Here is a 23,915-nt window from a genome sequence, read left to right as displayed (position 1 = left end):
AAATTGCCATGTGTTGGTTTTTGTCAAGCAAACTAAGGTTTGGAAAAGTCGGCGGCCAGCTAGGCTGTGCCGAGCAGTGATACTGATTTGATCTGCAGCCAAACCTGCTGTTGTGGCAAGAGCTTGAGCCGGTCGAACGAGTAGCGGGTGATTCTCGCCACTATGTGTTCTTCGCCCACGGCAGCATGGATCAGCACCTGAGCCTGCCCATCAAGCGAGACGATGCTCACGACCTGTGCTGGAATCAGGTTGAGAATGCTACTGTCATGGGCCTTTTGCAGATTGATGCTGACATCCCTGGCCTTGATCTTGACTCTCACCGGCTGGCCATTTTCCAGCATGGAGTGCGGCAGTTTCAGCACGCTGTCGGAGCCATTCAAGCGGATACTCAGCAGCCGGTAGTGCTGGTCAAAGTCACAGACATGGCCATCAACGACTGCCTCGGCGTCGGCTTCGAAGATAAAGGGCAAGTCATCACGGACCAGCGTCTGCTTCAGAGGCCCAGTGGCCTGTACCCTGCCGTCTTCGAGCACCACCAAGTGATCGGCCAGGCGACCGATTTCATCTGCGCTATGGCTGACGTAGATCACCGGAATCTGCAGTTGCCCATGCAACTGCTCAAGATAGGGCAGCACTTCAGATTTGCGCTTGGGGTCGAGTGCGGCCAGAGGTTCATCCATCAGCAACAGCTTGGGGCTGCACAGCAGTGCGCGAGCGATTGCCACGCGCTGGCGCTCACCGCCGGATAGTTTGTCGGGCATGCGCTTTAAGAGGTGGCCAATGCCCAGCAGCTCGACGGCCTGTTGCAAAGGTACCTGGCGTAATGTGCTGGGGATACGCTTGAGGCCATATTGAAGATTGCCCAGCACACTCAAATGCGGGAACAGGTTGGCCTCTTGAAACACGTAGCCAATCGCGCGTTTGTGGGGCGGCATGAACAGACCGTTCTGGCTGTCTTGCCAGACTTCGCCATTGACCTTGAGGTAGCCCTCTTGGGGCTTTTCCAAACCGGCAAAGCAGCGCAGGCAACTGGTTTTGCCCGACCCGGAGTGACCAAAGAAACCGCTGACACCCTTGCCTGGCAGCTGGAGGTCGACATCCAGGGTAAAGCTGTCGTGGCTGAGCTTGAAGTGTGCCTGTATTGACTCTGAAGCCGGGTCTTGCGGCTTATCCATTGGCAATGGCCTGTTCATGACTGCCAGCCTTGCTTCGCCTGGCGGCTGGAGTAGAGCGCGAGCAACACGACAAACGAAAACAGCAGCATGCCGCCAGCCAGCCAATGGGCCTGGGTGTATTGCAGGGTTTCGACATGGTTATAGATTTGCACCGACACAACCTGAGTCTTGCCCGGAATGTTGCCGCCAATCATCAGTACCACGCCAAACTCGCCGACGGTGTGCGCGAAACCTAGAATCGAAGCGGTGATAAAGCCGGGCCGTGCCAGCGGTATGACCACACTGAAGAATGTATCCAGCTTACTTGCGCGCAGGGTGGCAGCGGCTTCAAGGGGGGCGTTGCCAATCGACTCGAAGGCATTTTGCAGCGGCTGTACAACAAAGGGCAGGGAATAAAACACCGAGCCGATCACCAGGCCGGTGAAGCTGAACGTCAGGATTCCCCAGCCCAGGCTTTCAGTGAGCTGTCCGATGTAGCCATTTGGCCCCAGCGCAATCAACAGGTAAAAGCCGATAACCGTGGGAGGCAGGACCAGCGGCAGGGCGACTACGGCGCCAACCGGGCGCTTCAACCATGAGTCTGTGCGTGCAAGCCACCAGGCGATTGGCGTGCCGATCAGCAGCAAAAGCACGGTGGTCAGCGATGCCAGTTCAAGGGTCAGCCAGATGGCGCTTAGGTCGTCGTTGCTCAGGGGCATTGCGCAGGCTCGGGGTTAAATCTTGTAGCCATAAGACTTGATGATCGCCTGGGCTTTGGGGCCTTTGAGGTAATCAGTCAGGGCTTTGGCCGCTGGGTTATTTGCACCTTTGCTGAGGATCAGTGCGTCTTGTTCAATGGGTTGATAGTAGGCGTCCGGTACAAGCCAGGCTGAGCCGCTGCTTATCTTGCCATCTTTATACACTTGCGACAGTGCCACAAACCCCAGCTCGGCGTTGCCGGTGGAAACGAACTGCAGGGCTTGAGTGATGCTTTGGCCCTCAACGATCTTGTCCTTGAGGCGTGTGCTCAAGCCCAGTTTCTCCAGGGTTTGTGTGGCTGCACGGCCGTATGGAGCAGCTTTGGGGTTAGCCATCGCCAAGTGCTTGAACCCGTTTTGCCTGAGTACGGCGCCTTGTTCGTCGATGTAACCGGGTTTGGCCGACCACAGCACCAGGGCGCCGGTGGCGTAGGTGAAACGTGAGCCGGGAACGCTGTTGCCCGCTTGTTCAAGCTTGGCCGGGGTGCTGTCATCGGCGCTAAGAAATACTTCAAATGGCGCGCCATTGTTGATCTGCGCAAAGAGTTGGCCGGTAGCGCCGAATGCCGGGATAACCCTGTGGCCGGTGTCTTTCTCAAATTCTGCGGCGATTGCTTTCAGTGGAGCGGTGAAGTTGGCGGCAACGGCGACATTAACATCCGCGGCGAAGCTATTAGGGCTTAGTGCGCCGGCAACGAGCAGGGCGCAGAGGGCTTTGAGGCGATGGCGAAACATGGATTTCCCCTTTGGGTGCATCAATCGGTATATGTTTTTGTATATAGCGCTTGGCGGATGCTTGCCCAGCATTGGCCGAAATAATGGCTGCATGCTGTTGAAAGCTGACTTTTAAGTCAATAAAAATCTGTGCAGGTAAACCGCACGGCCAGATTCGAGCTGCTTGTGCTGATACGAGGCTAGCTTATATCGCTGTATTTGAAAATATACAGCGCTTTTTAGAGGCGAATACGGATTTTCTACAACGCCAACGTACCTGGCAGTACCGCAGCGCTTGATCTTTGGTCATTTTTTCTTAATCAGCCTGTCACCTTCTGGTGAATAAATGATCAGCCAGAACGACCTCCCCGTAATGGGGCCATTGCGCTTTAGTCTGGAGGGATACAAATGGCTGGCTCCCCAACTTCAAGTAACGTCTTGGCTACTCCGGCAGGGGGCATCTCGAAAATCAGTCTGGTTTTCGCTGCGATGCTTATCGCTGTCACCTTGTATTTCATGGTTTGGGGGCTGGAGTACACCCACAACAACTATGCGCTGTTGTTTATCCTGGCGACCTTGTTTGGCATCTTCATGGCCTTCAACATTGGCGGTAACGATGTCGCCAACTCCTTTGGAACCAGTGTTGGTGCGGGCACCCTGAGCATACGCCAGGCGCTGATGGTCGCGGCGGTATTTGAGGTCAGCGGCGCGGTAATCGCTGGCGGTGAAGTGACCTCGACCATACGCGGCGGCATTGTTGACCTGGGTGCCATGGCGGTCTCGCCGATGGACTTTGTCTACATCATGATGTCGGCACTGATCGCGGCGGGCGTTTGGTTACTGTACGCGACCAGGAAGGGCTATCCCGTCTCCACCACCCATTCGATCATTGGTGCGATTGTCGGTAGCTCTATCACTTTGGGCATCCTGCTCAACGGTACTGATACGGCACTGGCGCTGGTGCAGTGGGACAAAATCGGTCAAATCGCGATTTCCTGGGTGCTGTCACCGTTGCTCGGCGGGATTGTGGCGTACCTGCTGTACGCGCAGATAAAAAAATACATCCTCACTTACAACGACGAGGCGGAAAGCCAGATAAGGCAGATCCGGGAAGAAAAGCGCAATCACCAGCGCCGGCACAAAGAGGCATTTGAGCGGCTGTCCGAGATCCAGAAAATCTCCTACACCCACTCCATGACGCGCGACATGCAGGTGATCAACGATCGCGATTTCCAAGCCGAAGACCTTGAGTCCGACTACTACCGCGACCTGCAGAAAATCGAGAACAAGCGTGGCCAGTTGCGTACCCACAATGCACTGGAAACCTGGGTGCCGGTGATCGCGGCAATTGGGGCGGTGATCATCTCCTCCATGTTGCTGTTCAAGGGCCTGAAGAACATGCACCTGGGCCTGAGCACCCTTAACAGCTACTTGATCATGGTGATGATCGGGGCGCTGGTCTGGCTGGCGACTTTTATCTTTGCCAAAACCCTGAAGGGGGAATCGCTGAGCCGGGCGACTTTTGTCATGTTCAGCTGGATGCAGGTCTTTACCGCTTGTGGCTTTGCCTTCAGTCATGGGTCCAACGATATAGCCAATGCCATCGGGCCGTTTGTTGCGATTCTGGAAGTATTGCGTACCGGCGCTATCGGTTCAGAAGCAGCCATTCCGACTGCGGCAATGGTCACCTTCGGTGTCGCTCTGATTGCCGGCTTGTGGTTTATCGGCAAAGAGGTGATTCAAACTGTGGGCCACAACCTCACTGCGTTGCATCCTGCCTCGGGGTTTTCCGCCGAGCTTGCGGCGGCCGCGGTGGTGATGCTGGCCTCGGTGATGGGGCTGCCGGTATCGAGCACGCACATCCTGATTGGAGCGGTGCTGGGCATTGGCCTGGTCAACCGGCAAACCAACTGGTCGCTGATGAAACCCATTGCCCTGGCCTGGGTGATTACCCTGCCTGCCGCGGCAGTGCTTGCCGCCGTTGCCTTCCTGGCCTTGCGAAGCCTCTTCTGAGGCGGGCCTAACCTGAGGACCTGTCATGACCGATAACGCAAACCTGGATTTTGCCGAGCAGGCGTCACGCTTGCATGCCGATATCCTCGACAGTTTCGACGAAGAGCTGGAAATGGAGTTCGACGATGTTCGCCTTGACCCTGTGCTCAAGGAGTTGGGGCACGCGGCACCGGTGGATATGGACCGGCGCCTGTACTTGCGTGAACTGCTGCGCCTGCAGTCCGAGCTGGTCAAGTTGCAGGAGTGGGTCGTCGAACAGAAACTCAAGGTGGTAGTGCTGTTTGAGGGGCGTGATGCGGCAGGAAAGGGCGGTGCTATCAAGCGCATTACCCAACGCCTGAACCCGCGCGTATGCCGTGTTGCTGCCCTGCCCGCGCCCAGTGAGCGGGAGCGCAGCCAATGGTATTTCCAGCGTTATGTCGCGCATTTGCCCGCCGCTGGGGAATTGGTCCTGTTTGACCGCAGTTGGTACAACCGCGCAGGTGTCGAGCGGGTCATGGGGTTTTGCACTGACGATGAGTACGAAGAGTTCTATCGCAGCGTGCCGGAGTTTGAACGCATGCTGATTCGTTCGGGCATCATCTTGGTCAAGTACTGGTTCTCGATCACCGATGAGGAGCAATACCGACGCTTCCTGATGCGTATCCATGATCCGCTCAAGCAGTGGAAGCTATCGCCCATGGACCTGGAGTCGCGCCGCCGCTGGGAAGATTACACCCGGGCCAAGGAAGAAATGCTCTCGCGCACCCACACCGAGCAGGCGCCTTGGTGGATTGTCGAGGCTGACGACAAAAAGCGTGCCCGGCTAAATTGCATCCAGCACTTGCTGATGCAAATTCCCTACGGCCAGACCAAGCAGCCCGAAGTGGTATTGCCTGCGCGGGTATATAATGCGGACTATCTGCGCTCGCCGGTTCCGCAGCAGATGCTGGTGCCCCAGTTCTTCTGAGGTATTTATCTGGCCCTGCACCCGCCCCAATGTCGTGATGGGCGCCCTATTACCAGTGGCTCTATGTCCTGCTCAAAAAAACAAGGCCAAGCGCCACAATCTGTCAGTTTTCTTGAAGCCTTCCGTTTCTGGCTGAAACTGGGGCTGATCAGCTTTGGCGGTCCGGCTGGGCAAATTGCGATCATGCATGAAGAGCTGGTGGTCCGCCGTCGCTGGTTGTCTGAGCGCCGGTTCCTGCATGCCCTGAACTACTGCATGATGCTGCCAGGGCCAGAAGCGCAACAATTGGCGACCTACATCGGCTGGCTCATGCACCGCACCTGGGGTGGGATTATTGCGGGCGCCTTATTCATCCTGCCTTCGCTGCTTATCCTTATTGCGTTGTCATGGCTATACATCGCTTTTGGCGACCAACCGCTGGTTGTAGGACTGTTTTATGGGATCAAGCCGGCGGTCACTGCAATTGTGATCCAGGCGACCTACCGTATCGGCTCACGGACGCTAACCAATCCCGGGTTGTGGTTGATTGCCAGCGCCGCCTTTGTGGCGATTTTTGCCCTTGAGATCGCTTTTCCACTGATCGTCCTGGGAGCCGCGGTGACTGGCTACGTTGCCGGGCGTATCTGGCCACACTGGTTTAGCGGGCCCGCCCGTGCCGACGCGCTCACCCCAGTAGCCACAGACGCGTTAATCGATGACCATACGCCAGCGCCTGCCCATGCGCGCTTTACCCTGGCAGGGTTGGTCAAGTTGCTCCTGGTGGGGGGCTTGCTCTGGTTGCTGCCCATGGCGTCATTGATGCTGGCGTTTGGTTGGGAGGGTACGCTGACGCAGATGGCCTGGTTCTTCACCAAGGCTGCGTTGCTGACCTTTGGTGGTGCCTATGCGGTGTTGCCTTACGTCTATCAAGGCGCAATCGCGCAGTATGGCTGGTTGACCCCCGTGCAAATGATTGACGGGTTGGCGCTGGGCGAAACCACGCCTGGACCGCTGATCATGGTGGTCGCCTTTGTCGGTTTCATTGGTGCCTATGTGCAGCAGGTCTTCGGCGCTGAACAGCTGTTTCTGGCCGGAGCTGTGGCAGCGGTGCTCGTGAGCTGGTTTACCTTCCTGCCCTCGTTCCTGTTTATTCTTGCGGGCGGGCCGCTGGTGGAGTCGACCCACAATCAACTGAAATTTACCGCGCCGTTAACGGCAATTACGGCGGCGGTGGTTGGGGTTATTCTCAATCTGGCGTTGTTTTTCGCCTACCACGTGCTCTGGCCACAAGGCATGAGTGCAGCCTTTGACTGGCCCTCGGCGCTAATTGTCGCAGCCGCCGCCGTGGCCTTGCTGCGCTACAAGCGTGGGGTTATTCAGGTGATTGCGCTGAGCGCCTGTTGTGGCTTGCTGGTGCACCTGCTGCGCCTCAGTTGAGCAGTCAAGCAAATTAGCAGTGGCTTTGTTGTCGATTGCGCAGGACTATCAACCCACAGCCATCTTTCTTGCAGGGAGAGTTTGTGATGACCAGTGCCAGTCTCGCCAACCTGTGCCGAACGTTCTGGCTCAGCTGTTGTATTGCAATTGTTCCGCTGGGGGCGTCAGCCAGCTGGCGCGATGTCCTGCCTGATGCAGAGTTGGTCGGGCAAGGCGATTTGCGTATCTGGGGTTTTCGCATCTACACGGCGCGGCTGTGGAGCGCCCAGCAGCCTTTTGATAGCAGCAAACCCTTTGCCCTTGAGCTGATTTATCATCGAGACATCAGTCGTCAGGAGTTTGTTGATGCCAGCCTTGACGAGATACGCCGCACATCCCCAGGCCAGGTCAGCGAGTCGCAGTTGCAGGCCTGGCGCAGCGAAATGCAGAGTGCGTTCGTCGATATCCGGGAAGGTCAGCGTATCACCGGGGTTAATTTGCTCCAGCGCAGTCAGTTCTATGTTGATGGCCGTTTGCACCATGAGGTGCAAGACGGTGCGTTTACCAAGGCATTCTTTGCCATCTGGCTGGACCCGAAAACCCGCGATCCGGGGTTGCGACAGCAGTTGCTGGGCAGCCGTTGATTCTGTCGCGACTTGGCCTTGATACACTGCTGGCATCGGTGTTGCTATCGGTGCTGCTGTAGTTTCGAAGATGCCATCCAGGATGACCGGTCGTCTGTTTAGCCATTTTGTCGATTGCCGCCTAATTGGGCCGAACAGCCTGCAAACCCGCGGCGGCTGCGGGCTCTAGAGGCCGAAGTGGGCAGTAGTGACATCGCAAGCAGCCCTGTAACATTCATATGCAAAAGTCCGTCTGGTTTTCTGTATACAGATAGACATAATGCAGCACGGTGCTGCACCGGGCACTTACCTTCAGAGAGGTTCTCTAACGCATGTGGTACAACGGTATTCTTGACTTGTCGGTCTGGCAACTGATCGCGGTCACCCTGCTGATGACGCATATTACGATCGTCAGCGTAACGGTATATCTGCACCGTTACTCAGCGCACCGTGCTCTTGAATTGCACCCTGCGCTCAAACATTTCTTCCGATTCTGGCTGTGGCTGACCACGGCGCAGAACACCCGTGAGTGGACGGCTATCCACCGTAAACACCATGCCAAGTGTGAAACCGTGGATGACCCGCACAGTCCGGTCATCAAGGGCCTGGGCACTGTATTGCGCAAAGGCGCCGAGTTGTATGCCGAGGAAGCGGACAACCCGGAAACGCTGCGTATTTACGGTAAGAACTGCCCGGAGGACTGGATCGAGCGGAACCTGTACTCGCGTTTCCGGCTGGGCGGCGTGGCGATCATGGCGGTTATCGATTTGGCATTGTTTGGCGCGGCCGGCATTACTGTCTGGGCCGTGCAGATGATGTGGATCCCGGTATGGGCGGCAGGCGTGATCAATGGCCTTGGCCATGCAGTCGGCTACCGCAACTTCGAGTGCCGGGATGCCGCGACCAACCTGGTGCCTTGGGGCATTCTGATTGGTGGCGAAGAGCTGCATAACAATCACCATACCTATCCAAACTCCGCCAAGCTTTCGGTCAGGAAGTGGGAGTTCGATATGGGCTGGGCGTGGATCAAGCTATTCAGCTTTTTGGGATTGGCCAAGGTCCAGCGTGTCGCGCCAATCGCGCACCGTGTTGAAGGCAAGCACAACCTCGACATGGATACCGCGATGGCGATCCTTAACAACCGCTTCCAGATCATGGCGCAGTACCGCAAGCTGGTGATCGCCCCATTGGTCAAGCAGGAACTGGCCAAGGCCGACGCATCGGTGCGCGACCGTTTCCACCGGGCCAAGCGCTTGCTGTCGCGTGAGACCAGCTTGCTCAATGAAAAGCATCAGTTGCGCATTGATGCGATGCTTGAGCAGAGCCAGGCACTGAAAGTGATTTATGAAAAGCGTTTGGCGTTGCAGTTGATCTGGGCCAAGACCAGTTCTAACGGCCACGAAATGCTCGAAGCGATCAAGCAGTGGGTGCATGAAGCCGAAGTCAGCGGTATCCAATCCCTGCGTGAATTTGCAGCACAGCTGAAAACCTACTCACTGCGCCCAAACGCTATTTAACCTGCTCGTTCGTCTAAAAAGCCCGCTAATTAGCGGGCTTTTTGGTTTTATTAGAACTAAGTAACAGGTTTTATCTCTTATCTAGGCTTTTACTAGTAAAACCCCATGCTAGGAATAACTCCATGGATGAGAATAGTCGTCTGCCAACAGAGCTTGAAGAATTGACCCTGGCGTTGCTGCACAGCCGTTCAGAGGTCACGCGCCTACGCGAGCGCGAGCAACTGATCAGCTCCTTGTTGGGCAGTATCAATGCCGTGGTCTGGGCGCTTGATTGGAATACGCAAAAAGTCATTTATGTCAGCCCTGCATACGAGGCCGTATTTGGCCGCCCGGCGGCTTCGCTGATGGCGGACTACGGCGAGTGGCGCAACTCGATCTATCCAGATGATGTCGAGTATGCCGCCAATAGCCTGGCCAAGGTGCTGCAGACCGGTTCCGTCGAGTCGCGCGAGTATCGGATTATCCGTGCGGACGGGCAGCTACGTTGGCTCAGCGACAAGTGCTTTATGGGGCGCTTGAGCCATGTGGGCGACGCTAAGGTTGTTGTCGGGATTGCCGAGGACATCACCGAGAAGAAGCAGCTTGAAGGTGAGCTGCAGCGCCTGGCCACCACCGATGTGCTGACGGAGAGCAGTAATCGCCGGCATTTTTTCGAGTGTGCGCAGAAAGAATTCGAGCATGCCCGCAAGTTTGGTACGCCGCTGTCTTTCCTGTTGCTTGATATCGATAATTTCAAGCAAATCAATGACCAGTACGGGCACCAGGTAGGGGATGAGGTGTTGCGTCGGATGGCCGCTTGCGGTGTTTCTGTCTTGCGTCGGGGCGACTTGTTCGGGCGCGTTGGAGGAGAAGAGTTTGCCGCGTTGTTCCCGGGCTGCGAGACGGCCTTGGCAAAGCAAATTGCCGAACGCCTGCAGCGGGAGATCAAGCAACTGCGATTCACTCATGCAGATATCCAGTTTGGTGTCACCGTCAGTCAGGGGCTGACCAGCATCAATAGTGCGGATTTGACCCTGGACAGCTTGTTTGCCCGTGCTGACGAGGCGATGTACAAGGCCAAGAACCAGGGCAAGGATCAAGTCGTCATAGGCTAATGAGGAGGCTGATAATTAACCTGAATCGAACTGGCGGTATTCCGCCTAACTTTAGGTTGGTTTCGGCGAAAAAGCGCCCATGCGGCTGGTTGTTTTTACTGAGTTAAACAACGAAAAATAATGTAACTGTCTGATTTATAATGAATTTAATATTTTCTTAAATAATTGGCACAAAATCTGTAACGACAGCTTCATAAGTGAGTCCGGCGCCTTTTGCCGGCTGACAATAAAAATGAAGAGACCCGTGCCATGAAGAATTTCTGTCTTTCGCAAAAACTGCTCTGTAGCACATTGCTATTCAGGCCAGCAGCCTTAATCCCCTGATTTTTCAGTCCCACCGCTAACGCTTTGCTGGCGCCTATCCGGCTGCCTGCGCGTTGCTGTGTGGATTTGCTAAGGATTCGGCATGCGTGGCGTCTTTATCCCTGAACGCTGTGCGTGTGTTGATGTGTGTCCCTATAACACTGGAGTAAACCATAATGAGAAAAACCTCCTTGGCGCTGGCCGTTACTGCCAGCACTTTGGGCTTATCCTTGAGCCAAACTGCCCATGCTGAGTTCCTGAAAGACAGCACGGCAACTCTTGAGGCGCGCAACTTCTACTTCAACCGTGATTTCCGTGATTCGGGTGCGCCTCAATCGAAGTCTGAAGAGTGGGCTCAAGGCTTCATCCTGCGCGCCAACTCGGGTTATACCGACGGCACGGTAGGTTTTGGTGTTGATGCGATTGGCACCTTCGGTTTCAAGCTGGACTCGGGCGACGGCACCGCAGGTAGCGGTTTGCTGGTTCCGGACCGCTCATCTGGCGGTTCGCAGGACACATCCTCGGGCCTGGCCGTTGCCGGTAAAGCCAAGATCTCCAAGACTGTATTGAAGATCGGTAGCCTGCAGTACAAGAACCAGGCAATTGCGTCGAGTGATGGTCGTCTGTTGCCGCAAGTGTTCAGCGGTGGCCAACTGGTTTCGCAGGAAATCGAAGGCCTGACCCTTGATGCCGCGCATATTCGTGAAGTGAACAACCGTAACTCCAATGACTATGAAGACATCACGGTCACCAGCGGCAAGACGCGTGGTATTGCGGTAACCGGCAGCGGCACTACCGACTCATTTGACTATATCGGCGGTACCTACAAGGTCACCAAGGAACTGACTGCAGGTTATTACTACTCCAACCTGGAAGATTTCTATAAGCAGAACTCTTTCAACCTGGTGCATGTATGGCCGGTTGCTGAAGGCCAGACCCTGAAGACCGATGTGCGCTATGCACACTCCACTGACGACGGTCGTAGCACCATCGACAACGATGCTTACGGCATCATGACCACATACAGTGTCAGCGGCCACAGCTTTGGTCTGGGCTATCAGAGCATGACCGGCGACAGCGGTTTCGCCTATGTCGGCAACACTGACCCGTTCCTGGTCAACTATGTACAGATCAGCGATTTTGCCAACAAGGACGAAAAGTCCTGGCAAGCACGCTACGACTATAACTTTGCCTCCATTGGTATTCCGGGCCTGACCTTCATGACCCGTTATCTCAACGGCGACAATGTGGACCTGGCAACCGCCAATGCCAGCGAAGGCAAAGAGTGGGAGCGCGATACCGAGTTGATGTATGTGTTCCAGGAAGGCGCCTTGAAGAACCTGGGCGTGCGCTGGCGCAATGCGACTGTGCGCTCGAACTTCGCCAAGGACATCGACGAGAACCGTCTGATCGTGAGCTACACGCTGCCATTGCTGTAAGCCTGAGCAGCCTTAGTCAGCAATAGAAAGCCCGGCTCTGGATACAGATGCCGGGCTTTTTTTTGCCGCAACAATTTGCCAGGCTTATCGCGTCTGCGGGGCAGGCTGTTGCTGGGTGATGCAGTGAATATTGCCGCCGCCGAGCAGAATCTCACGACCAGGCACCATGACTACGCGATGGTCGGGGAATACCTGGCCAAGAATGGCTTTGGCCTCTTCATCTCGCGGGTCGTCAAAGCTGGGGGCGATGATGCCGCCGTTGACGATCAGGAAGTTCACGTAAGAGCCGGCAAGGCGCGACTCGGGGTGACGGTCCTGTGAACCATCGGCCAAATCGACTCCGGCGCATTCCTCTTCGGTTGCGTACATTGGCCCCGGAATCGGCATCTTGTGCACAACCAGTTTGCGGCCTTTGGCGTCCAGGGTGCTTTCCAAGACCTGCATGGCTTTCTGGCAGCGAGGGTAGTTGGGATTTTGCTCGTCATCGGTCCAGGCCAGCATGACTTCGCCTGGACGCACGTAGCAGCAGAAATTGTCGACGTGGCCATCGGTTTCATCGTTGTACAAGCCATCTGGTAGCCAGATCACTTTATCAATGGCCAAGTGTTGGCTGAGTACGGCCTCGGTCTGCTCACGCGTCATATGCGGGTTGCGGTTAGGGTTGAGCAGGCATTCCTCGGTGGTGATCAGAGTGCCTTCGCCATCAACATGAATCGAGCCGCCTTCAAGGACAAAACCTTCGGTGCGATAACGCGCGCAGCTTTCTATCTGCAGAATCTTGCTGGCCACTTGGTCATCACGGTTCCAGGGGGAATACAAACCGCCGTTGAAACCGCCCCAGGCGTTAAATTGCCAGTCGACACCGCGTACATCGCCACTGTCGTTGATGACAAATGTCGGGCCGGTATCGCGTACCCAGGCATCATCGCTGCTCATCTCAACCACGCGGATATTGCTGTGATCAAGGCGCGCGCAGGCGTTTTCGTATTGCTGGGCCGAAACGCAAACCGTCACCGGTTCGAACTCGGCAATTGCCTTGGCTACTGCAGTAAATGCCTGCTGTGCAGGTTTGCCGCCCAGGCGCCAGTTATCCGGGCGCTGCGGCCAGACCATCCAGGTCTTGCTGTGGGCTTCCCATTCGGCCGGCATACGAAAGCCATCTGCGCGAGGGTTGGTGTTTAGGGTTGTCATTACAAGCACCTGCATATAGACGTTAGAAACAGCCGCTGCAGGCTCCCCGGTGGGCGCCCGGCAGTGGTGTGTGATTAATTTAAGACTCGAGTACGCCGTCGAGGGTTTTTAATGGCCCGTACAGGTTAGGGCGACGATCACGGAAAGAGCCCCAGGCGCTGCGTATGTGTTCAAGTTTGTCGAGATCGAAGCTATGGACCAGCACAGCTTCTTCGGTTTCATTCAGTTCTTCAACTTTAGCGCCAAATTGATCGGCAATAAACGATGAACCGTAGAATGTAATCCCGGAGCCGTCTTGTTCTTCTCGGCCGATACGGTTGCTGGCGACCAGCGGCATCAGGTTGGCACCGGCATGACCTTGTTGTACGCGTTGCCAGTGATCGCGCGAGTTGATGCTGGGGTCATGCGGCTCGCTGCCAATCGCGGTGGGGTAAAACAGAATCTCGGCGCCAAGCAGGGCCATGCTCCTCGCACATTCGGGGAACCACTGGTCCCAGCAGATGCCCACGCCTATCTTGGCGTAGCGGGTATTCCAGACCTTGAAGCCGGTGTCGCCTGGGTTGAAATAGTACTTCTCGTGATAGCCGGGACCGTCTGGAATGTGGCTTTTGCGGTAGATCCCCAGATTGCTACCGTCGGCATCGATAATCGCAATGCTGTTAAAGCGCGCCCGACCGGCCAGTTCATAGAAGCTGATTGGCAGCACCACTTGCAGCTCTTTGGCGACTTGCTGAAAGTGTGCAATGGCTGCGTTGGCTTCGACAGCGGTCGCCAGTTGCAGGAAATCCGGGTTGGGCTTTTGGCAAAAGTAGGGCGTTTCGAACAGTTCCTGGATCAGGATGATCTGAGCGCCTTTTGCTGCTGCTTCACGCACCAGTTTCTCGGCAGTGGCGAGATTGGCTGTGCGATCCCACGAGCAAGCCATTTGCGTAGCGGCGACAGTAACGGTACGTGACATTGGACACCTCGTAAAAACGTTCGGCGCCCAGCTTCAACCTTCGCATCGAGGTGGCTTGAAGCAGGGCGAGTTAGCCTTGAGTGAGTGCATTTATAGTCGATAAAAATCTGCTTTAAAAGAAAAATATGAATCGATAGCGTATTTTTATGTGTTTTTAATCGATAAATATCGATATTTATATTGTAGGAATAGCAATGCAATGGACAGCCGTTTGGCTGCCACAAGGTTCTTTGGGCTGATTACAGGGCGGTGGGGCGCTTGGGCAGGCAGCTGGGCAGATACAGACCCAGATATGCATCGAATACGCGCATGCCTTCTTCGGCAAGCCGTGGGTTGATGTGGCCATGCTGTTGCACTGAGCGCGCATAGACGCGATCACCAAGCTCCATGGCCAGTGCGAACACATCAATATCATCGGGCAGGGTTGGCAGGGCGAAGTGCCGCTCGAACAGCGATTGCATCAACTGGCCCAGTTCGATGTCGTGTTGCCGGTCGGCGTGGGTTATCTCGCTTAAGCCATGCTGCGCCAGAATCAACTGGCGGGCTGCGGCATCATCCGCGTAAATCGCCAGCATGCGCTGTTCGACTATGGCTGAGAGGTCGCGCCAGCTGCGCAATTGCGCATGATCAATCGGTTGTTGCAGGCAGGCGCGAAAGGCCGCATGAACATCTGCTGTAAGGGCTTCAAGCAAAGCCGGGACGCTGGTAAAGAAGTGGTAAACCGATGACGGGGGAATCTGCGCGCGCTCGGCAACGCTGTAGATCGACAGGCCGGTCACCCCTTGTTCGGCAAGCAACTCACGGGCAGCCGCAAGAATCGCAGCGATACGGGCTTGGCTGCTGGCGCGAGGTTTACGGACAGTCGTCGGGCGTGGCATGGTCTGCTCAGGTCAAGGAATCATTAGCGGTTTATTCGCCTGGCCAGGCAGGTTACAGAATAATCGGCTTGTCGGGCAGCTCATTAGGGTTGCCTGTACTCGGCGCTGCAAAATGCTGCGCGAGCAAGCTGTGGGCCTGGGTAATGGCTTCAAGGCTGCCTTGGCGCCACAGGCCCTGGGCAAAGTGTTCGCACATGCGCGAACAGATTGCGTCCCACTGCGCTTGCTCGACGTGGCGCGAAATGCCTCGGTCGGCAACGATTTCAACGCGATGTTCGGCAAGCAGCAGGTAGATCAATATACCGCTGTTGTGCTCGGTATCCCATACGCCTTGTTCGGCGAAAACCTGTTCGGCACGCGAGCGCGACGTGACGCCGGTCAATACCTCAACCAAGGGCAGGCGCGACTCAATGGCAAAGCGCACCTCGCCAATATGCAGTTTTTCACCAGTGCTTATTGCCTGGCTGATTTCAGCCAGCAAGGGGGCCGGAAAATTGCGACGCAGCTGGAACCAGCCTGAGAAGAGGTGGATCAATACACGTTTTATCACTGTCATCACCAGCTACCCGACGAACCGCCGCCCCCGAAACTGCCGCCGCCGCCGCTGAAACCACCGCCGCCACCGCTGCCGCCACTAAAACCACCGCCACCGAAGCCGCCGCCACTGCTGCGTCCAGAACCGCTGCCGATGTGTATTACGCCAAGCGGTATGGCGAGAAAGGCAGCGCCCATCACTGCACCAATCAACACGGCGGCCAGTGTGCCTTGGGTGAAGAGTGCAAACAGTGACATCAGTACAGCGCCCACGCCCATGCGGGGTATCAAGCCGCGCCGGCCAATGATGGCGCCCACGATCATGCGCAGAATGATTGCTGGCATCAATAGAGCAAACACAGACAGGGCAATGATGGCGCCAAGACCACTGCTTTCGCTGCGTTGGGTTGGTGGCGGCAGGGCCTCGCCATCAATCAGCTTGGTCAGTGCATCAACACCGGCACTAATGCCGCCGAAGAAGTCACCTTGTTTGAAGCGTGACGCAATGAACTCGCGTTGGATGCGTGCGGCAGCTGCGTCGGGCACCGCGCCCTCAAGGCCGTAACCGACTTCGATACGATCACGCCGATCATCCTTGGCGACCAGCAGCAACAAGCCGTCATCGGTGCCCTTGCGACCAATCTTGTTGGCCTCGGCAACGGCTAATGAGTAGCTCTCGATATCTTGCGGCGCGGTGGTCGATACGATCAGCACCACCATTTGCGCGCCCTTGCGTTTCTCCAGCGCAACCAGTTGCTGGTCGAGTTGCTCGATTTGCTCGGTAGTCAGGGTGCCGGTTTGGTCGGTGACATGGCGCTTGAGCATGGGTACTTCGGCGGCATGGACCAAAACCGGGACGATAAGCATCAGCGCCAGGAAAAGGCGCTGAGTCCAGTGATGAAATGGCTTCATGTTACTGCGTGGCAGGTGCTTTGCTGTTGCCAAAGTCTACCGCCGGTGCCGTGGAGATTTCCTTCTCGTTCTCGACACTGAAGTTTGGCTTGACTTCATAACTCAACGCCATCGCCGTCAAGTTGTTTGGGAAGGTGCGAATCAGGGTGTTGTATTGCTGTACCGCCTGGACGTAGCGGTTGCGTGCAACTGTCACGCGGTTTTCGGTGCCTTCGAGTTGAGCCTGAAGATTCTGGAACAGCCCATCGGCTTTCAACTCAGGGTAGCGCTCGCTTACCACCATCAAGCGCGACAGGGCGCTGGACAACTCGCCTTGGGCAGCCTGGAATTGCTGGAGCTTCTGTGGGTCGTTGAGCGAGTCGCTGTTGATTTGCACGCTGCCGACCTTGGCCCGTGCATTGGTTACTTCGACAAAGACTTTTTCTTCGTGCTGGGCGTAGCCCTTGACCGTATTGACCAGGTTGGGAACCAGGTCGGCGCGGCGCTGGTATTGGTTGACGACCTCGGACCATGCGGCCTTGACGGCTTCATCCTGGCGCTGCATGTCGTTGTAGCCGCAGCCTGTGAGGATGCTTGCAAACAGGATGAGCAAGAGTAAATGTAGGGTTTTCATGAGTGCTCCAGTTCATTCCATTGCGCAGGACAGTAGCTGTCAACAATAGGTCAGTCGCAGTGGTTGCGTCAATTGAACGACATGGCGAACTGAAATATGGCGCTGCCGAGTCACCGTGACGATTCGGCAGCCTGACTGTCGCTATTGCGAGGTGAACTGTTGCCACACCTCGTCGCGTACGGCTTTTTGCTCATCAGAAAGGGTTTTGAGCGTGTACAGGCGGCGTTTGATGTCGATATTCGGATACAGGTCGGGCATCGCCTGCAAAGAGGCATCCAGGAACTGCCTGGAGTCGCTGTTGGCGTTCGGGTAGAGGGTTTCAGTGGTGATTTCGGCAGCAACTTCAGGTTGCATCAGGTAATTGATGAATCGGTGTGCCAAGTCGGCGCGCCGGGCTGTGCTTGGAATAACCAGATTGTCGATAAACAGCACCGAGCCTTCGGACGGCACGATAAAGTTGATTGGCTGGCCAGCCTGCTTGGCGGCCAGCGCATCACCTACCCAGGCCATGGCCATGCACAACTTGCCGTTGTTGAGGTCCTCGATGTAGCGCTCGCTGTCGACGTAGCGCAGGTTGGGGCGAATGTTCTTCAGGATCTCGCCTGCGCGGCGGATGCGGCTCGGGGCGCTGCGCGAGAAATCGCGGCCTTGATAGTTAAGGACCAAGGATAAGGCTTCGTCCGATGCATCCAGGACGCTGATGCCACAGCTGCTCAGGCGAGCACTGTTTTGCGGATCGAACAGGACGCTCCAGCTATCCGGTAACGGGCCTCCGTAGGCCGCTTCTGCCTGGGGCGTATTAATCGCCAGGCCAACCGAGCCCCACAGGTAAGGCACTGCGTAGCGGTTGTCGGGGTCGACAGCTGCAAGCTTGCTCAGCAGCTGTTTGTCGAGGTGCGTGCGATTGGGCAGCAGGCTCATGTCCAAGGGCAGGATGGCCTTGGCCTTGATCAGTTCGGGAATGGTGTCGTTGGACGGCACGGCAACATCGATGGGTTCACCGCTGGCCATGACTTTGCTCAGCTCTTCCGCTGTGCTGAAGGTGTGGTACTCGACCTTGATGCCGGTTTCTGCCTCGAAGTCCTTGAGCACTTGCGGTGCTATGTAGTCGTTCCAGTTGTAGACGCGAATCATTTCTTGGGCATTGACGGACAACGAGGTCAATGCAAGTAGAAGCAGGGCGTACAAACGAGGCATAGATCTGTTCCTGTAAACATCATCAACCGTACCAGTAGCGACGGCTGGAAAGTGGGTACTTGGCAGGTCGGACGAAAGCTACTACGCAATGTATCGCGGTGTTGAGACGCTACTCACAGCCTTTAACTGAACATACTTTAGTTCGGCATTCACTATTGTGGGCTTTTGCTGGTACAGGGGTTGCAGCTGAATGTCCGGGCAAAAGGGCCAGTGTCGAGCTTGTCTTCTTGTTTTTTCACGCCTTGGCGCGTGACTCAAAAAGACGCCGGCTCAAGGCCGGCGTCGGGTGTTACCTGAGCTTATACGGTATGGAGATACCAGTTGTATTCCAGATCTGAAATCGAGTGCTCGAATTCAGCCAGCTCACTTTCTTTACAGGCGACAAAGATGTCGATGTATTCAGGGCTGATGTACTTGGCCATGATTTCGCTGTCGTCCAACTCGCGCAGGGCATCACGCAGGTTGTTCGGCAGGCTCTGTTCCAACTGCTCGTAGGAGTTGCCTTCAATCGGCTCGCCCGGTTCGATCTTGTTGGTCAGGCCATGGTGGATACCGGCCAGAATCGAGGCCATCATCAGGTACGGGTTGGCGTCGGCACCGGCAACGCGTTGCTCGATCCGCACCGAGTCCGGACTGCCGGTAGGTACGCGAACCGCGACCGTGCGGTTATCAATCCCCCAGCTCGGCGCATTAGGCACATAAAACTGTGCGCCAAAGCGGCGGTATGAGTTGACGTTAGGGCAGAGGAACGCCATTGACGCAGGCATGGTTTCCAGAATGCCGCCAATCGAGTGGCGCAAGGCATCGTTTTCCAGCGGATCTTCCGAGGTAAAGATGTTTTGCCCAGTCTTCTTGTCGAGCAGGGAAATATGCACATGCAGACCATTGCCGGCCTGACCTGGATAGGGCTTGGCCATGAAGGTCGAGTCCATTTCGTGGTCGTAGGCAATGTTCTTGATCAGGCGCTTGAGCAGCAAGGCATAGTCGCAGGCCTTGATCGCGTCTTTGGTGTGATGCAGGTTGACTTCGAACTGCGCCGGGGCACTTTCCTTGACGATGGCGTCAGCAGGCAAGTCTTGCTCTTTCGCGGCTTCGAGCATGTCTTGCAGGCAATCAACGTATTCGTCGAGGTCATCGATCAGGTAAACCTGGGTCGAGTGTGGGCGTTTACCGGAAATAGGCGAGCGTGGTGGCTGTGGACGGCCGTTCACGTTCTCCTGGTCGATCAGGTAAAACTCCAATTCGAAAGCGGCGCAGATGGTTAGGCCTAGTTCGTCGAACTTCTGTACTACCTGACGCAACACCTCTCGTGGATCGGCAAAGAATGGCTTGCCATCGAGTTCGTGCATGGTCATCAACAGTTGCGCGGTTGGGCGCTTCTGCCATGGCTCATTGCACAGTGTGTCGGGAATCGGGAAGCAGATACGATCCGCATCACCAATATCCAGGCCCAGGCCGGTACTTTCTACCGTTGAACCATTGATATCGAGTGCGAATAAAGAAGCGGGAAGGTTAATACCTTTCTCGTACACTTTATGAAGACTGGCGCGTTCGATGCGTTTGCCACGCACCACGCCATTCATATCTGCAATAAGAAGGTCGACGAACTGGACCTCAGGATGTTCCTTAAGGAACGCGTTCGCTTCATTAAGCTGAACGGCACGCGGGGGTACCGACATGATGCAACACCTTTCTTGTTAAAAATATCAATCATGCGAATGCACAGGTGTGAGTCAATCTTAAACACCTTGCGCTGTCAAGAGAGGCGTATTTTGCCCCAAAATAGGGCTGTGCGGCCAATTTTAGGGCGTTTCGGGGAGTTTCAGAGCCTCTTGAGCCCTTTGCCTGTGCGGTGCTCAGTGGGGTGTGTTCAATTTTTTACATGGCTATTGTGAAAAAAAATGAACAAGGCTAAGCTCGGTTCAAACCCACTAACAGCAATAAAACGGGTGCCCCATGTCACGCCTGCCGATAATCGGCGTCACCTCTGATACAAAACAGATTGGCCCTCATCCTTACCACGTTACCGGCGACAAGTATGTTCGCGCAGTGGTTCTGGGTGCAGCTGGTTTGCCGGTGATTATTCCTTCACTCGGCGAGCTGCTGGATCAGCCTACCCTGCTCGATAATCTGCACGGTTTGCTGTTTACCGGCTCGCCATCCAATGTCGAACCGCATCATTACAATGGCCCGGCCAGCGAGCCTGGCACTTTGCACGATCCTGCGCGAGACAGCACCACCTTGCCCCTGTTGAAGGCTGCGATCGCGGCCGGGGTTCCGGTGCTCGGTGTGTGTCGCGGCTTCCAGGAAATGAACGTGGTCTTCGGTGGCACGCTGCACCAGAAAGTGCACGAAGTCGAAGGCTTCATGGATCATCGTGAACCGCAGGACGAGCCGCTTGAGGTGCAATATGCACCTCGTCATGCGCTGCATGTGCAGCCTGGTGGCATTCTCGCTGGCATCGGCTTGCCAGCGCAGATCGAAGTCAATTCCATACATGGTCAGGGCGTTCAGCGTCTGGCGCCGGGCCTTCGAGTTGAAGCGCTGGCGCCTGACGGGTTGATCGAGGCTTTTTCCGTCGAAGGTGCAAAAAGCTTTGCCTTGGGGGTGCAATGGCACCCCGAATGGCAGGTACGATCTAATCCGAATTATCTCGCCATCTTCCAGGCCTTTGGTGAGGCTTGCAGGAAGAGGGCGGGGCAACGCTGAGGCCGACTCAATCAATAGTCGGCTCAACCAACCCTGAGGTCTCTATGAGTACCAAAATAGACCAGCTATCCAGCTGGCTGAAAGAACGCAAAATCACCGAAGTTGAGTGTCTGGTCAGCGATCTTACCGGCATTGCCCGCGGCAAGATTTCGCCAACCAACAAGTTCATTGCGGAAAAAGGCATGCGCCTCCCAGAGAGTGTGTTGCTGCAAACCGTGACGGGCGATTATGTCGAGGACGACATCTATTACGACCTGCTCGATCCGGCGGACATCGATATGGTCTGCCGTCCCGATGAGAGCGCTGTATTCCTTGTACCTTGGGCGATCGAGCCGACTGCCCAGGTGATTCACGACACCTATGACAAGCAAGGCAACCCGATTGAGTTGTCGCCGCGCAACATTCTCAAGAAAGTGCTCAAGCTCTACTCCGACAAAGGATGGCAGCCGATCATGGCGCCAGAAATGGAGTTTTACCTGACCAAGCGCAATGCCGACCCAGACTTCCCGCTGGAAGCCCCGCTGGGCCGTTCGGGCCGCCCGGAAACCGGTCGCCAGTCGTTCTCCATTGATGCGGCGAACGAATTCGACCCGCTGTTTGAAGACATGTATGACTGGTGCGAGATTCAAGGCCTGGACCTGGATACCCTGATCCACGAGGAAGGCCCGGCGCAGATGGAAATCAACTTCCGTCATGGCGAACCACTGCATCTGGCCGACCAGGTCTTGGTGTTCAAGCGCACCATGCGTGAAGCCGCGCTCAAGCATGATGTAACGGCGACCTTTATGGCCAAGCCGATTACCGACCAGCCAGGCAGCGCGATGCATGTGCACCAAAGCATCATCGACAAGAACACCGGCAAAAATATCTTCTCCAATGACGACGGCACAATGAGTGAGCTGTTCTTGCACCACATCGGTGGTTTGCAGAAGCTGATTCCTGAGTTGCTACCGCTGTTCGCACCGAACGTTAATTCGTTCCGCCGTTTCCTGCCGGATACCTCGGCACCTGTAAACGTTGAGTGGGGCGAGGAGAATCGCACCGTTGGCTTGCGTGTTCCCGATGCTTCTCCAGAGAATCGCCGCGTTGAAAACCGCCTGGCCGGTGCCGATGCCAACCCTTATCTGGCGCTGGCTGCCAGTCTGTTGTGCGGCTATATCGGTATGGTCGAAGGTATAGAGCCAAGTGCGCCAGTTGAAGGGCGTGGCTATGAGCGCCGCAACCTGCGTCTGCCCCTGACGTTGGAAGCCGCGCTGGAGCGAATGGAAAACTGCAAGGTGGCCGAGGAGTACCTGGGCCGCAAGTTCATCAGTGGCTATGTGGCGGTCAAGCGCGCAGAGCATGAGAACTATAAGCGGGTGATCAGCTCTTGGGAGCGTGAATTCCTGCTGCTGTCCGTGTAATTGAACGTGCGCCGGACAGTTTTGTCCGGCGCACGCTACATGCATTTTTAGAGGTGGATATGACTAACCAGGCGACTAACCCAAAAACCCGTGAATGGCAGGCGATGAGCCGCGAGCATCATCTCGCGCCGTTCAGCGACTTCAAGCAATTGGCGGAAGTAGGGCCGCGCATCATCACTCGCGCAGAAGGTGTTTATCTGTGGGACAGCGAGGGGCATAAAATCCTCGATGCCATGGCAGGCCTGTGGTGTGTGGCAGTGGGCTATGGTCGCAAAGAGTTGGCCGAAGCTGCTTACAAGCAGATGCAAGAATTGCCTTACTACAACATGTTCTTCATGACCGCGACACCGCCAGCGCTGGAACTGGCCAAGGAAATTGCGGAACTGGCCCCGGAAGGCATGAATCATGTGTTCTTCACCGGTTCAGGCTCTGAAGGCAATGACACCATGTTGCGTATGGTCCGCCATTACTGGGCGATCAAGGGCAAGCCAAGCAAGAAGGTCATTATCAGCCGTCTCAACGGCTATCACGGTTCAACCGTGGCCGGTGCGAGTCTGGGCGGCATGACTTATATGCACGAACAGGGCGACCTGCCGATTCCGGGCATTGTGCATATCGCGCAGCCATACTGGTTCGCCGAAGGCGGTGACATGACGCCGGACGAGTTCGGTATCTGGGCGGCCGAACAACTGGAAAAGAAAATTCTCGAAGTTGGTGCCGACAATGTCGGTGCATTTATCGCCGAGCCCATCCAGGGCGCTGGCGGCGTGATCATCCCGCCAGATACTTACTGGCCGAAAGTGCGTGAGATCCTCGCCAAGTATGAAATTCTGTTTGTCGCTGACGAAGTGATTTGTGGCTTCGGGCGCACCGGCGAGTGGTTTGGCAGTGACCTCTATGGCAATGCGCCAGACATGATGACCATTGCCAAGGGCCTGACCTCCGGGTACATCCCGATGGGCGGCTTGATCGTCCGTGACGAAATCGTTGAGGTGCTCAATCAAGGCGGCGACTTCAACCATGGCTTTACCTATTCCGGCCACCCTGTTGCTGCAGCGGTAGGCCTGGAAAACTTGCGTATTTTGCGCGAAGAGAAAATTGTTGAACGGGTCAAAGAAGAAACGGCACCGTATTTGCAAAAGCGTCTACGTGAGCTGGCTGACCATCCGTTGGTGGGTGAAGTTCGCGGTGTTGGCATGCTCGGCGCCATTGAATTGGTGAAGGACAAGGCTACTCGCGAGCGTTACCCGAGTGATAAAGGTGTTGGCATGATTTGCCGTACACACTGTTTCAGCAATGGTTTGATCATGCGTGCCGTAGGCGACACCATGATTATTTCACCACCGCTGGTGATCAGTAAGGCAGAAATCGATGAGCTGGTAACCAAGGCCCGTCAATGTCTCGATCTGACGGCTGCCGAAGTACTGGGTTAAAGCATTGCAATGATTAAACTCGCAACTGTAATCAGTTGAGTGTTTAAAAATGTCGGTGAAATTGCCAGACTGCGCCAGTGCGTTGGCCAGGCTCGCCGGAAGGTGGTGCAAACAGGCTGCGCTACCTT

Annotated in this window: 21 protein-coding genes; 10 read left to right on the top strand and 11 right to left on the bottom strand. The window is 55.9% G+C overall.

Annotation, left to right across the window (positions count from 1 at the left end):
- Positions 1-59: 59 nt before the first annotated feature.
- The 3 genes from modC to modA are packed head-to-tail and all read right to left on the bottom strand — an operon-like array spanning position 60 to position 2,647.
- Complete coding sequence (gene modC / locus CHB79_RS18590; protein WP_425439613.1) at positions 60-1,193, bottom strand: molybdenum ABC transporter ATP-binding protein; 1,134 nt, start codon at positions 1,191-1,193, stop codon at positions 60-62.
- Complete coding sequence (gene modB / locus CHB79_RS18585) at positions 1,190-1,873, bottom strand: molybdate ABC transporter permease subunit (protein ID WP_089360984.1); 684 nt, start codon at positions 1,871-1,873, stop codon at positions 1,190-1,192. Before modB ends, modC begins: the two co-directional genes overlap by 4 nt.
- Before the next feature lie 15 nt (positions 1,874-1,888).
- The gene (gene modA, locus CHB79_RS18580) at positions 1,889-2,647 is read right to left on the bottom strand and encodes a molybdate ABC transporter substrate-binding protein (RefSeq protein WP_089360983.1); all 759 of its coding nucleotides are present in this window, start codon (positions 2,645-2,647) and stop codon (positions 1,889-1,891) included.
- 387 nt (positions 2,648-3,034) lie between these two features.
- On the opposite strand from modA, the gene CHB79_RS18575 reads away from it, so the two are divergent.
- From CHB79_RS18575 to CHB79_RS18545, 7 genes are all read left to right on the top strand, one after another.
- Positions 3,035-4,639, top strand: coding sequence for an inorganic phosphate transporter (locus CHB79_RS18575; protein ID WP_089360982.1), 1,605 nt, complete (start codon positions 3,035-3,037; stop codon positions 4,637-4,639).
- A gap of 25 nt (positions 4,640-4,664) precedes the next feature.
- Complete coding sequence (gene ppk2, locus CHB79_RS18570) at positions 4,665-5,588, top strand: polyphosphate kinase 2 (RefSeq protein ID WP_089360981.1); 924 nt, start codon at positions 4,665-4,667, stop codon at positions 5,586-5,588.
- A 63-nt stretch (positions 5,589-5,651) separates the two neighbouring features.
- Complete coding sequence (gene chrA / locus CHB79_RS18565) at positions 5,652-7,004, top strand: chromate efflux transporter (RefSeq protein WP_089360980.1); 1,353 nt, start codon at positions 5,652-5,654, stop codon at positions 7,002-7,004.
- 86 nt (positions 7,005-7,090) lie between these two features.
- The gene (locus CHB79_RS18560; protein WP_089360979.1) at positions 7,091-7,627 is read left to right on the top strand and encodes a chalcone isomerase family protein; all 537 of its coding nucleotides are present in this window, start codon (positions 7,091-7,093) and stop codon (positions 7,625-7,627) included.
- Between the two features lie 311 nt (positions 7,628-7,938).
- Positions 7,939-9,123 carry a delta-9 fatty acid desaturase DesA gene (gene desA, locus CHB79_RS18555; RefSeq protein ID WP_089360978.1) on the top strand — a complete coding sequence of 395 codons (1,185 nt, stop codon included), beginning with the start codon at positions 7,939-7,941 and terminating at the stop codon, positions 9,121-9,123.
- Between the two features lie 122 nt (positions 9,124-9,245).
- Positions 9,246-10,217, top strand: coding sequence for a GGDEF domain-containing protein (locus CHB79_RS18550; RefSeq protein ID WP_089360977.1), 972 nt, complete (start codon positions 9,246-9,248; stop codon positions 10,215-10,217).
- Positions 10,218-10,696: 479 nt separating this feature from the next.
- Positions 10,697-11,959, top strand: a complete 1,263-nt coding sequence (locus CHB79_RS18545; protein ID WP_089360976.1) for an OprD family porin — start codon at positions 10,697-10,699, stop codon at positions 11,957-11,959.
- 84 nt (positions 11,960-12,043) lie between these two features.
- On the opposite strand, the gene aguA is transcribed toward CHB79_RS18545, so the two are convergent.
- The 8 genes from aguA to CHB79_RS18505 form a co-directional block, all read right to left on the bottom strand.
- Entirely contained in the window at positions 12,044-13,150 is a 1,107-nt protein-coding gene (aguA, locus tag CHB79_RS18540; RefSeq protein WP_010485523.1) for an agmatine deiminase, read from the bottom strand.
- A 79-nt stretch (positions 13,151-13,229) separates the two neighbouring features.
- A complete protein-coding gene (gene aguB / locus CHB79_RS18535; RefSeq protein WP_089360975.1) occupies positions 13,230-14,108 on the bottom strand; it encodes an N-carbamoylputrescine amidase in 879 nt (292 codons plus the stop codon).
- Positions 14,109-14,347: 239 nt separating this feature from the next.
- Entirely contained in the window at positions 14,348-14,986 is a 639-nt protein-coding gene (locus CHB79_RS18530) for a TetR/AcrR family transcriptional regulator (protein ID WP_089360974.1), read from the bottom strand.
- Between the two features lie 52 nt (positions 14,987-15,038).
- The gene (locus CHB79_RS18525; RefSeq protein ID WP_089360973.1) at positions 15,039-15,542 is read right to left on the bottom strand and encodes a TPM domain-containing protein; all 504 of its coding nucleotides are present in this window, start codon (positions 15,540-15,542) and stop codon (positions 15,039-15,041) included.
- Positions 15,542-16,432 (bottom strand): TPM domain-containing protein, encoded by an 891-nt coding sequence (locus CHB79_RS22315; protein WP_089360972.1) that lies wholly within the window; start codon positions 16,430-16,432, stop codon positions 15,542-15,544. Before CHB79_RS22315 ends, CHB79_RS18525 begins: the two co-directional genes overlap by 1 nt.
- A gap of 1 nt (position 16,433) precedes the next feature.
- The gene (locus tag CHB79_RS18515) at positions 16,434-17,045 is read right to left on the bottom strand and encodes a LemA family protein (RefSeq protein ID WP_089360971.1); all 612 of its coding nucleotides are present in this window, start codon (positions 17,043-17,045) and stop codon (positions 16,434-16,436) included.
- A gap of 141 nt (positions 17,046-17,186) precedes the next feature.
- Positions 17,187-18,242 (bottom strand): polyamine ABC transporter substrate-binding protein, encoded by a 1,056-nt coding sequence (locus tag CHB79_RS18510; RefSeq protein ID WP_089360970.1) that lies wholly within the window; start codon positions 18,240-18,242, stop codon positions 17,187-17,189.
- Positions 18,243-18,541: 299 nt separating this feature from the next.
- Entirely contained in the window at positions 18,542-19,921 is a 1,380-nt protein-coding gene (locus CHB79_RS18505; protein ID WP_089360969.1) for a glutamine synthetase family protein, read from the bottom strand.
- Positions 19,922-20,198: 277 nt separating this feature from the next.
- Here CHB79_RS18505 and CHB79_RS18495 point away from each other — a divergent pair, with 277 nt between their 5' ends.
- From CHB79_RS18495 to CHB79_RS18485, 3 genes are read left to right on the top strand one after another with little or no spacing between them, the layout of a single operon-like run.
- Entirely contained in the window at positions 20,199-20,951 is a 753-nt protein-coding gene (locus tag CHB79_RS18495) for a gamma-glutamyl-gamma-aminobutyrate hydrolase family protein (protein WP_089360967.1), read from the top strand.
- A gap of 44 nt (positions 20,952-20,995) precedes the next feature.
- A complete protein-coding gene (locus CHB79_RS18490; protein WP_010485543.1) occupies positions 20,996-22,354 on the top strand; it encodes a glutamine synthetase family protein in 1,359 nt (452 codons plus the stop codon).
- Positions 22,355-22,413: 59 nt separating this feature from the next.
- Positions 22,414-23,787, top strand: coding sequence for an aspartate aminotransferase family protein (locus CHB79_RS18485; RefSeq protein ID WP_089360966.1), 1,374 nt, complete (start codon positions 22,414-22,416; stop codon positions 23,785-23,787).
- Positions 23,788-23,915: the final 128 nt, after the last annotated feature.

The sequence above is a fragment of the Pseudomonas segetis genome (genome assembly GCF_900188155.1).
Taxonomy (GTDB): domain Bacteria; phylum Pseudomonadota; class Gammaproteobacteria; order Pseudomonadales; family Pseudomonadaceae; genus Aquipseudomonas; species Aquipseudomonas segetis.
The sequence above is the reverse complement of the archived record's forward strand: the minus strand, read 5'-3'. Positions and strand labels throughout refer to the sequence as shown.